This window comes from Vibrio sp. V42_P2S4T144 (assembly GCF_009904715.1).
Taxonomy (GTDB): domain Bacteria; phylum Pseudomonadota; class Gammaproteobacteria; order Enterobacterales; family Vibrionaceae; genus Vibrio; species Vibrio alginolyticus.
In genome coordinates this window covers 1-10,791 of the sequence record NZ_WXWS01000666.1, presented here as the reverse complement: position 1 = coordinate 10,791, position 10,791 = coordinate 1, and the positions used below count along the sequence as shown (strand labels likewise).

At 46.6% G+C, this 10,791-nt stretch carries 8 protein-coding genes; 1 reads left to right on the top strand and 7 read right to left on the bottom strand.

All coding sequences use genetic code 11. From position 1 onward, the window contains the following. Positions 1 to 18: 18 nt before the first annotated feature. Positions 19 to 1,113 (top strand): beta-ketoacyl-ACP synthase 3, encoded by a 1,095-nt coding sequence (locus tag CAG68_RS21485; protein ID WP_161441636.1) that lies wholly within the window; start codon positions 19 to 21, stop codon positions 1,111 to 1,113. Between the two features lie 85 nt (positions 1,114 to 1,198). Here CAG68_RS21485 and CAG68_RS21480 read toward each other — a convergent pair whose 3' ends face one another. The 7 genes from CAG68_RS21480 to CAG68_RS21450 form a co-directional block, all read right to left on the bottom strand. After that, positions 1,199 to 2,524, bottom strand: coding sequence for a DUF1501 domain-containing protein (locus CAG68_RS21480; protein WP_054730250.1), 1,326 nt, complete (start codon positions 2,522 to 2,524; stop codon positions 1,199 to 1,201). A 9-nt stretch (positions 2,525 to 2,533) separates the two neighbouring features. After that, positions 2,534 to 4,102, bottom strand: a complete 1,569-nt coding sequence (locus CAG68_RS21475; protein WP_161441635.1) for a DUF1800 domain-containing protein — start codon at positions 4,100 to 4,102, stop codon at positions 2,534 to 2,536. Between the two features lie 407 nt (positions 4,103 to 4,509). Continuing rightward, the gene (locus tag CAG68_RS21470; protein WP_161441634.1) at positions 4,510 to 5,772 is read right to left on the bottom strand and encodes a hydroxymethylglutaryl-CoA reductase; all 1,263 of its coding nucleotides are present in this window, start codon (positions 5,770 to 5,772) and stop codon (positions 4,510 to 4,512) included. 351 nt (positions 5,773 to 6,123) lie between these two features. Further along, positions 6,124 to 7,341 carry a mannose-6-phosphate isomerase, class I gene (gene manA / locus CAG68_RS21465; RefSeq protein WP_161441633.1) on the bottom strand — a complete coding sequence of 406 codons (1,218 nt, stop codon included), beginning with the start codon at positions 7,339 to 7,341 and terminating at the stop codon, positions 6,124 to 6,126. 124 nt (positions 7,342 to 7,465) lie between these two features. Continuing rightward, on the bottom strand, positions 7,466 to 8,806 hold the full coding sequence (locus CAG68_RS21460) for an MFS transporter (RefSeq protein ID WP_005480243.1): 1,341 nt from the start codon (positions 8,804 to 8,806) through the stop codon (positions 7,466 to 7,468). Positions 8,807 to 8,812: 6 nt separating this feature from the next. Next, a complete protein-coding gene (gene uhpB / locus CAG68_RS21455; protein ID WP_161441632.1) occupies positions 8,813 to 10,315 on the bottom strand; it encodes a signal transduction histidine-protein kinase/phosphatase UhpB in 1,503 nt (500 codons plus the stop codon). Further along, positions 10,315 to 10,791: LuxR C-terminal-related transcriptional regulator (locus CAG68_RS21450; RefSeq protein WP_161441631.1), on the bottom strand; the 477-nt coding region annotated here is incomplete at its 5' end. The genes CAG68_RS21450 and uhpB, both read right to left, overlap by 1 nt.

Genomic DNA, 10,791 nt, shown 5'->3' with positions numbered 1-10,791 from the left:
ACAATAAATAGGTCTGCGATGACAAATTACTACGCTGAAATTACAGGTTGGGGGAAATGTGTTCCGCCAGCCGTGCTCTCTAACGTTGATCTTAGCACTTTCCTCGATACTTCCGATGAGTGGATTCGTACCCGCACTGGTATCGAAAACCGCCGTATTAGTCATGTAAACACGTCAGACATGGCGACCGTTGCTGCTAAACATGCATTAGCTCGAGCAGGCGTCGATGCAACAGACGTGGATTTAATCATTGTGGCGACTTGTTCACCAGATTCATTGATTCCAAATATCGCGTCTAAGGTACAGCAGAACCTAGGTATTCGTGCAGCCGCTGCCTTTGACTTAAATGCCGCATGTACGGGATTTGTCTATGGCCTAGAAACGGGCACACGTTTGATTCAATCAGGTAACTATCGTAACGCGATCATTATTGGTGCGGAAAGATTGTCTTTCTACATCGATTGGGCAATGCGAGATACCGCTGTTCTATTTGGTGATGGTGCGGGCGCCGTTGTGTTATCAAGAACGGAAAAAGAAACGGGTTTACTACAGTCTCAAATCGGTTGTGACGCAAAAGGCCGCGATATTCTGTCCGTACCAAAGTTTGGTACTTGTATGGATCGCTTTGCGGAAGACAACGGTTACTGGGATTTCAACTTTGTAGGACAAGAAATTTTCAAACGTGCAGTAAAAGGCATGGGGCTAGCTGCGAAAACCGTACTGAAAGCATCACAGTTAACGACGGAACAAATCGATGTTGTGATTCCGCATCAAGCGAATATTCGTATTATTCAAACCTTGTGTGACCTGTCTGGAATTCCACACGACAAAGCGTTTGTTAACATTCAAAACTATGGCAATACTTCAGCTGCGACGGTGCCAATTGCATTGTGTGAAGCGGTAGAGCAAGGTCGAGTTAACCCAGGTGATAATATGCTTCTTGCTGCATTTGGTGCAGGTTTGACATGGGGTGCGGCAGTATTGAAATGGGGTGACCGTGTAACGCCAATTTCTGAGAGTGATGCTGCATTACCTGAATGTAAGCAATCGGCACTTGAGTTGTTAGAGCGCGCAATTAAGCTGTGCAACGAACGCCGTCGAGACGAGGTGTAACGGACGCTCTGCAAACATAAGATGAGTAAGGGAGCGCGAGGCTCCCTTATTTGATGATGTGTTCTACAGCTACCTGTAAAATATCTTACGACATAAAACCCAGGTTTGAATGAGTAAAATTACGGATGTTCGGGAACACGTATTCCAGTGCAGCGTTATCACTCACGCCCATCCACTGTGCTAGTGTTGAACCAACTTGATCAGCGGCAATTTTGGGTATGAGTCGGCCTTGAGAGTAATCATCGTTTCCGCCCAGTATTAGTTCCGGCCATGTACCGATAGGTTGTTTCCCATTTACCGCGCCTCCAATTAATAGTTGATGGCCACCCCAGCCATGATCGGTACCATTTCCGTTGCTCATCATCCGTCGACCGAAGTCAGACATAGTGAAAGAGGTGACTTGCTTGTTTAGCCCTAACCGTTCGACCGCACGATACATTGCTAAAAGGTTTGTCGCGAGATCCTCAAGTAACACTGGATGACGTGCCAATTGCGAATCGTGCAGGTCATACCCAGAGTGTTTAACGAAAAAGACTTGTCGTTGCTGCTTCAGGACATCTTGGCTTGCTATCAATTTGTACACGGTTTGCATCTGCTTGCCGAGCGTCGATGACGTAAACAGCGGCTCGTCAGCAATGTGGTTGAGTTGCTCGCTCAGTACACTACTCATTACCATCGACTCATCAACCATCAAATTAAAATGACCATTAAATGGATTGTCAGTTTGATGAGAGAGAAGGCGATCATAGATCCCCTTGTATAGCGGGTTATCAATCGCGGTAAGCTGAACTGCGCGATCTTTTTTTAGGACGGTTTGGCGGTGTTCCATTGCCCGTAACCAAAGCGAGTTGCCATGCACACTGTATAGCGGTGTTATTTCTGATTCAGAGTTTAATACATCCAACATTCTGCCAGCCCAACCAAGATTTTTAGACTCGCTCATTCCACCAAGTAACCAAGCGTCTGTTTGAGAATTATGAGAAAACAGTTGCTCGGGAAGTGATGCTTCACCTTGCTCAATAGCTTGTTTGGTGACGGGATGGTTGAGAATGCCACTATTGAGCACGATGCTGGCATCGCCTTGTTCGAAAACGGAAGTTAACGCATTTAACTTGGGGTGTAAGCCGAGCTTCACTGGGTGATTTGAGCTATCGACAGCACTCAAATTGATAGGGAGTATGTCTTCTTTGGCGACAGAGAGTGGCCCTCTGACTTTGGAATATTGACGATAGTGCGCCTCCGATAATGGCAGTATGGTGTTGAATGCATCGTTTCCGCCTGCTAAATACACACATATTAATGCTCGAAAGTCATTGGATGGCGCTGCGAGAGAGTAACCTGGCAGACTAAGAGAGGCTAATGCGCCCATAGATAGCGTGCTTTGTATAAAATGTCGTCGTGAAATATCCATAATTCACTCCTAATCCTGAATATAGAATTCGTCGCCAGAAATGGCGGTAAATATCACTAGAGCGAGTTTTGTTGTTGGCACATAGTCCCCACGATAATCATTCAGGGCGGTGAGCATGAGCTCTTTCAATTCAGCAGAAGCCGTTCCAGCAAAGAAACGCTCGTTAACCAATTCGACTAAGGCACGGTGATCGTCCAGAAGAAGATAAAACTCGTTAAGATCGAAGTGGTAGGAATCACCACCTCCTCTACGAGTGCTGGTTAACATATAGTTGACCAAATCGGTATAAACAGACCAATTGAGAAGTTCATACTCTGGAGAGTTAATACCAGACTCCGTAAACTCGTTAGACGGCTGATAGTCTGGAGAGTAAAAATTAAACACGGAAGGAGAACGAAGCGGCCCTTGATTAGCGATGTTCATCATCGTTGTTGCGTCTTCGTAACGTGATCCTTTAACCGTAAAACCTGATGCTCGATGAAAATTAGTCAGGACCAGTATCGGTTCTTTCACTTTTATAGGCGGGGTATCCGTCATCCCTAATGCTTCAGGGTCGAGCAATATGGCTCGAACAACGGCGGTTAGATCGCCTTTTTCTCCTTCCCCATTGTTGTTAAATATCGTAGCAACACGCGCGACGTACTCTGGGCTTGGATTTGAACTGACCAAACGTTGGATAAGTAACTTTGAAACAAATGGAGCAACATTTGGGTGAGACATCAACATATCAATCACTTTTGAAAGCTCTTCTTGTGCGGTTAGACCCGATGGGATCACGTTCCCTAGAAATCGCTTCTCGCCGGTGTCGTGTCTTTGACTGATAACTCGCATCGGTTTCACGAATGCGATGTCGGAATTTTTCCATCCAGTTAATGCTCGCGCGAGCTCTTGAATATCAGTTTGATTGTACGTGGGGATAGGTTTGCCTGTTGCGTGGTTTAGCTTTTTACTGCCATCTAAATTGAGTTCATACAAACCGATAGTGAATAACTGCATTAACTCTCGAGCAAAGTTCTCATCGGGAAGCGTTCCTGTCGCACTATTTTCTTTTGCACTACCGAGCATAGACAAATAGCTCCCCATGACTGGATGGATGGAAACGTCATACAACAGGTCTCGGTAGTTGCCAAACGCATGCTCAACCAACAGATCGTAGTAATTCACTAACCCTGTAGGTTTGCTGGAAAGAACGCCGCCATAACGAGAAACGACTACGATCTGACTCAATGCATAAGCCGTTCGCTGCCTAAGCTGATCTTCAGCAGTAACAACAATTTGATACCAAGCATTTTCTCGGTTTGACTGTAGGCCTTTAGAAAAAGGCGTTTGATAAAGTGGTTGATGGTAGGTTGCTGGCAGGTTGATTTGTTTCTGTATCCAATCCTCTAAGCCGTTTTCCCTAACCTCATTAATTAACGCAGGTGTTGGTCCAAAAGAGGTTTGATAGAGAAAACGCGCAACGGTTTGATCGGATGGGGATTGCTGTATTTGTGCTGATACATTAGACACATGGCTCAGCAATAAGATAGCCAATCCTAGTACCCAAGCAGAGATTTTATTTAGCTTCTGACGTCTCATAGTTAACTCGCTTACCCGAAGTAACGATTTAAGTCCATTTAACGGGAGTTATTAAGCTCTTTTGAGCTGTTTAGTAAATTTATGAAAATCAAGCAGCTGCATAGGCGAGTATAGTAGCTATAAGTGGTGAACAAAAAACTCAAACGATGAATTTGGTACTATAGTGCTAGAAGTTTTTGATGCTATTTTTTCTAAGATACTGATATTAAATATGGCCAATGAAGAGTAACAAGCAGAGATATCGCAATGGATATAGAAGGGGGACAGCTAAAGTACGGTTAACAAGAGATTGGTATGTTTGTTAAGGCTTAAGTTAGTTTCAAGAAATTATTGAGCCAATAAATAAAGTCCATTGGTTTGCACAAGAGAAAACCACACGGATGTTCTCTTGTACAAAGCAACAAAGGTTATTTTCGGGCAAGCTTATGGTGAGCACGAGAAAAGTGATCGGCACAAAATGCGCCCACAATCGAGAGTTCGCCAGCCAGACAAAGCGAAGCTGCGACTTCGGCTAACGCTTTCGCATTGCCGTTGCCGTGCAAACCCAAAATATCCAAACATGCTTTTTGCGTTGGAAGGCCAGTACCACCGCCAACCGTTCCCACCATGATGTTTGGCAAGGTCACGCACGCGTACAAGTTGCCTTGAGCGTCCACATCCATACGAGTGATTCCAATGGCAGACTCTGCAACGCAAGCGGCATCTTGACCACAAGCAATGTAAAGCGCGGCAAGGGCATTTGCGTAATGCGCGTTGACGCCAATTGTCCCGCTGAGTAAACCACCCACCGTGGTCATTTTGCCAAATTGAACCATAGACTCCGGCGTCGTATGCAGATATTTTTCCACCAACTCAGCAGGAATGGTCACTTCGGCGGATACTTTCTTACCGCGTACCGAGCGCAGTGTGTGTGCGTTTGGTTTTTTGTCGCCTGATAAGTTGCCATCCAAGAATGCTTGAGTTGGTTTGATTGGGCTGGTCGCCAAAATATGATGGAACACTTCGTTTGTTGCGATGGTCACCATGTTTTGTCCGGAAGCGTCACCAGTCACGTATTCAAAGACCAAATAAACATGGTTTCCTTCGATATTTACATTGATGTCTTTGAGTTTGCCATGTGAGGTGGTGGATTCCGCAATTTGACGAAATACGTCAAACTGGGTCACAACCCAACTGACGAACTGGCCGGCGTCAGCAAGGTGATTAAAGGCGAATACTGGTGTTCGGCTCACCCCTTCACTTAGTAACAATGCGCTCGCGCCACCAGCGGCGGTGATAAGATTTGCGCCACGGTTGTAGGAAGCGACTAACGCGGCTTCTGTCGTTGCGAGCGGAACCAAAAAGTCATCGTTCGCATACAAGCCGTTGACGCGCAAAGGGCCTGCAATGCCGACCGGCACATTAACAGTACCAATGAAGTGCTCGATGTTGTTGGAGTAAGCATCGCGATGTGACTGCGTGAAAGGATCAAGGAGATGATCTTTATTGGTCACGTGTTCCAATACTTGCCAACGGCGCGCCAAATGCTTATCCGATAGGCCAGGGCTTAAGCAGAGACGTTTCTCTGGCTTGTGAAACTTCGGTTCTAATGCCGATTGAATCTTACTGCTGGTTTCGATATCGGAAAGGGCGGAGCTTTGAACAGGGTTATCTTGGTTTAACTTCGGCATACAAACGTTAACTGAAAAATCGAACCAGAGATTGTAGTGATTGAGGTTTTGATTACAACGTTGATTATACGTTTTGCAACAAATACCACTGTGCAAGCGCCTTTATTATCCAAGTGATTTGATATTGGAGCGACGAATTTATCGGACATAAATGGGTTTTGACAATGAATGTTGAGTAAATGGTAGATCCGGGAGGTTATGGCTTTTAGAGAAACTGGCCTGTAGGTGTTTTGATTCGACAAGGTGTGAGCATGAGTGCCTTAAGAGCGGAATGGTTCAATCTATGAAAGGAATAAATTGTCTAACCCAGTCCCTTGGGCCAGACGTTAGTTTGAATCGGTTGTTCAAAAACTAGTTGAAGGCGCGAGCCACACGTCCCGCACTTTTAATACGGTAATGGCCAACGTAAGCAGGAACAAATACCGATTGTCCTTTCGCGGCGGTTAACGTCTCACCGTTATCACTGATGAGTGTCAGGTCGGCATCAATCGCCATCAAAATCTCTGCGCTGTTTGCCTCAACCACTTCATTGTTCGGTTGGTTAAGAATGCTGAAACTAAAGTCTGCCACTGGAACGGGATAAAGGCTCTGGCAACCATTTGCATTGGGTTTTAGGACAAGGCTGTGAAACGGCTTAGGCACAAAGTCTGTGCATTTAACCAGTTCTTCAACATCCATATGTTTCGGCGTGAGTCCTGCACGCAAAACGTTATCTGAGTTCGCCATGATCTCTAATCCCGTACCTTTAATGTAAGCGTGTGGCGTTCTTGCGCTCAGGAACATCGCTTCGCCAGGTTGCAGCGTGATGACATTCAACAGTAATGGCGCAAACAAGCCGACATCGCCAGGGTATTGAGTGGATAGATCCAAGATGAGCTGGAAAACGTCGCTGTCAGTGCCATGCTCTGATTGACGTGAAGCGTGGGCAAGAAGCTGTTTCAGTGCACGCTCTTTTGTTTCTCCTTCCATGGTCAGAATGTGCACAAAGAAATCGCGTAAACCTTGTGAGTTGATTTCGCGTTTGAATGCATCTAGCGGTGTGCGTAGCTCATCGATATCGCAAAGGCTAAATGCCTCAATAATCTCGGCATACGAGCGAAAACCGTTCATGGCTTGGTAACTTGTCAGCGCGTACACCAACTCAGGTTTGTGGTTTGGATCCTTGTAGTTACGATGGCTCGCGTTTAGTGGGATCCCAGCACTTTGTTCTTTTTCGAAGCCTATTTCGGCATCTTGTTTGCTTGGGTGAACTTGAATCGACAGTGCATGTTCGGCCGCTAAGATCTTAAACAGAAAGGGCAGGTCTCCAAATTTCGCTGCGGTTTCTGCTGATAAGTAAGCGGGTTGGTTTTGTTTGATCAGTTCAGACAAAGGCAGCGTGTTTTGCTCAACCTGAACTTCAGAGCAGCCGTTTGGGTGAGTACCCATCCATACTTCTGCTTGAGGCTCATTCGTTTCGTTAGAAAAGCCAAACAAATCGTGAATAGAAGAGGTGCTTCCCCAAGCGTAGTTTTGGATTTTGTTGTTCATTTGAAAGAAGCTATGCGATGAAATAGTGTTCAAATTCATTAATTTTTCCCATAGTTAACCCTCCGAACTGAATCGGAAGAAAAATTGAGCAGAGATACGTTAAATAAGGAGGGCGAGCGCGGTTAGGTCACTCGCCAATTGGCCCGAAGGGCGATAAGTCGATTTACAACCGAGGCTTTGGTTCGAGTGGTTTTCGTGATGGCTGCGCTTGCAAAAATGGCAGCAACAAAAGGCCAATGACGGCTGCACAAACTGAAATGGTGATGAAGAAACCCGTCCAATGATATTCTTCAAGAATTAACGCCAGTGGATAACCTGACAATGCTGCGCCCATGTAGGCGAACAAGCCCACGAATCCTGTTGCCGCGCCGGCAGAATCTTTGTGAGAGCACTCAGCCGCCGCCATACCGATAAGCATTTGTGGCCCAAAGACAAAGAAGCCGATGGAGAACAATCCCGCCGCTTGGAATGCAAAGTTGGTCAGAGGCATCAGCCAAAGCGCAGAGACAGATAAGAAAATCCCAATCGCGAACAGCAAGTTCATTGGCCCACGGTTACCGCCAAAGAGTTTGTCTGAGCCCCAACCCGCAACCAATGAACCAACAAAACCGCCGATTTCAAACATAGACAGAGCAGCGTTGGCGTTAATCAGGCTATAGTGATGCTGCTCGGTCAAGTACAGGTTTCCCCAGTCATTGATTGCGGTACGAACGATGTAAACCAACACATAACTGAACGCGAGCAGCCAGATGTATTTGTTGTTAAATACGTACGATTTCAGAATTTCGCGGTAGGTGAGGCCACGTCCGTAATTTTCTTGCGCAAGTTCTAGTGCGTCGTTGCGCCATTGACCGACACTTGGTAAACCCATTGTTGTGGGTTTGTCGCGCAATCGCCAACAAACGAATAGACCGAGCAATACCCCGATGATGCCGGGTAGAATAAAACCTTCACGCCAGCTGTAGTGCAACGTCAAATAGCCCACCAAAATAGGGATCAGCGCGCCACCAACGTTGTGTGCGGTGTTCCAAATCGCCCATAAGAAGCCACGCTCGGAACGTGAATACCAAGTGGTTAACAGCTTGGAGCATGAAGGCCAGCCCCAGCCTTGGAACCACGCGTTTAAGATCCACAGAGTAATGAAAGCCGCGAGTGAGCTAGAAAAACCGAACGCGATATTGACCAGACCTGTCGCAATCAATCCTAATCCCATGAAATAACGAGGATTAGAGCGATCCGAAATCGTGCCAGAAATAAACTTCGAGCAGCCGTAGGTGATGTAGAAAAGTGTACCGATAAGACCCAAGTCGCCTTTATCTAAGCCAAGGTCGGTGATCATCGCTGGTGCTGCGTAGTTAAAGGTCTTACGGGTAAAGTAGAAACCTGCGTAGCCGATGTACATCCCCAACATAATGTGCAAACGCCAATGGCGGTAACGCTGGTCGATTTGCTCGTTGCTCAGACTCGGTTGAGTAAATTTAGGTGAACGTAAAAATCCAAACATCTTGAGTTACACCTTAGGTAAAGTAATGCTGATTTGTGTGCCGATCATTTGATCGCTGGTGGAGTAGATAACCATTTTTCCACCTAACGCGTGCACACGCTCTTGCATGCCGCGAACGCCCATGCCTTTCATGCTGTCCTGAACTTTGAAGCCGACACCATCATCGTGAATCATTAGTGACACCGCCGTTTCTCCAATTGTCAGCTCAATATTGATCAACTGCGCTCCTGCGTACTTGGCGGCGTTATTCAATGACTCTTGGCATAAACGGAATAGGGTGACTTTGAGCGTGTCACTCAAGTTGGTGTAATCGCCTTGCCAGTTCAGTTGAACAGTCGTTCCGTGATTGGCAAATTCCATCTCTCGCGTCAGTTGCTCGACGGATTCTTTCAAGTCCAAATCATCCAGCATTTTTGGTCTTAGCTTGCTTAACAGTCGCTTAGTGGTGTCGTACACGTTGAGGGAAAGCCCTTCGATCATGTCGGCGCAACCCACGCTTGTTTCGGCGTTATTTACCCGCTTAATGATGTTGGCTTGTGTGCGGATTGCCGTGATGTTCTGTCCAATTTCGTCATGTAGCTCGCGCGCAATATCGCGTCTTACCGATTCTTCCGCTTTGATAAGCTGGCGAGACAAATTCTGATTGCGTGCAAGTTCGCCGCGCAGTTTGTGATTGAGGTCTTTTTGTTTCTGAACCCCTAAACCGAGCATAATGCCAGTAATGGTTTGCGCCGAGAGAGATAATAACAAATCGGTGATTTCTAGATTTGATACGCCGCTGCGAGCCGCAATCAGCGCAATGCTGTTGAGCATGGTGGCGAGCAGGGCTCCTTGCCAGCCGTAACGAAGTGCCAACACGATAATTGGGATAGCCATACAAAATGGCGCAAATCGTTTTAGCTCTTCAGGTAAACTGGTTTGCACCAAAATACTGCCGATCAAAAGCAGCGCATAAAGCACGATATGACGCACCTGAAATACGACGGCATTACTAAGTAGGAGAGAGCTAAGCGGAGACCAACGACTTTGGAACAAATAGCTCCACAACAGGTAGCACATAGGCACCACGAGCAAGCCTCCAGAAATGCTAGCCAGCCATACCATGTAAACAGAAGGCACGTGAAATCCGACCGCCATTACGTTGATGAAGGCGGTAATGATGATCACAATGCCCATGACGGCTAAGTGGCGGTTTTGGTCACCGTAGTAGTATTTTTTCGCAATCAGTGTGACCGGGATACTGGCAATGCTCGCAATCAGCACGGTAAGCCACTGCGGTTGACCCAGTAACATCGCAAGTGCGATGGAAAGTCCCCACTCCGAAAGGTAAATCGTCGGCCAATAAGCGGTGCGAGTGTGTAGGGTGACACCTAATCGTAAAGCGAAAGGAAACAATAAGATCGCCAACTCGGGATCATTGACAAAGTAATAGGCAATCACCCACAAGCAAAACCAGGCGCAAGCCATAACAAATAGTCCGCAAATGGTGGTAACAGCGTAAGCTCGCATTAAAAGGACTCTTGAGAAAATAGTTTGGCGAGCTCAACGTTGTTTTTCACGCCGAGTTTGTCGATGGCATTCGCACGATGCACATGCACGGTCTTGTGGCTCAAGCCAAGCTCTGCCGCGACAGACTTTACATCCAACCCGGTCGCAAGTAGCTGACATACCTCGTTTTCACGTTTTGTCAGTTGGCATAGAGAGGTGGTGTTGTCGCTAGGCGTTGCAAGTTTAAGTGCAATATCTGATGTGAGGTAACAGCCGCCAGAAGCACTGGTTCTCACGGCTTGAATAAGTTCGTCTGGGCTACAGCGTTTACTAAGATAGCCTTTTGCACCTAGCTTTAGTGATTTTTCCACCATCGCAGGGGAGTCATGCACGCTAAGCATCACGCAGGCAATGCCAGTTGGTATTTCGCTAAGAAAGTTTAAGCCGCTTTCATCTGGCATGGATATATCTAGGATGACGACATGAGGGTGTACCGC